General features: G+C 61.1%; 1 protein-coding gene and 1 pseudogene. Both read left to right on the top strand.

Features of this window, described 5'->3' with window-relative positions; translation table 11 throughout:
* Positions 1 to 239, top strand: a pseudogene (locus tag LU493_RS19720) (tRNA pseudouridine(13) synthase TruD); the annotation flags it as partial.
* The coding region (locus LU493_RS19715) for a 5'/3'-nucleotidase SurE (RefSeq protein WP_275289496.1) at positions 220 to 383 on the top strand (164 nt) is incomplete at its 3' end. The pseudogene LU493_RS19720 and the gene LU493_RS19715, both read left to right, overlap by 20 nt.

The raw sequence follows: 383 nt of genomic DNA, 5'->3' as shown, positions 1-383 counted from the left end.
CCCTGGCTTTCGAGCAGGCCGCGATCGCCGAGGAAACCGCGTTGCAGGCGCTGCTGGTGCGGGAGAAAGTCGAGGCGGCGCGCCGGGCGATGCTTCTCTATCCACAGCAGCTCAGCTGGAACTGGTGGGATGACGTAACCGTTGAACTGCGTTTCTGGCTGCCGGCGGGCAGCTTCGCCACCAGCGTGGTCAGGGAGCTTATCAATACAACGGGTGACTATGCGAATATTGCTGAGTAACGATGACGGGATCCATGCGCCGGGGATACAGACCCTGGCGAAGGCCTTAAGGGAGTTTGCCGAGGTCCAGGTGGTTGCACCCGATCGTAACCGCAGCGGGGCCTCAAATTCGCTGACGCTGGAATCGTCCCTGCGTACGTTTAC

Source organism: Halomonas elongata, assembly GCF_029081005.1.
In the GTDB taxonomy this organism is placed as follows: domain Bacteria; phylum Pseudomonadota; class Gammaproteobacteria; order Pseudomonadales; family Halomonadaceae; genus Halomonas; species Halomonas elongata_B.
The sequence above is the reverse complement of the archived record's forward strand: the minus strand, read 5'-3'. Positions and strand labels throughout refer to the sequence as shown.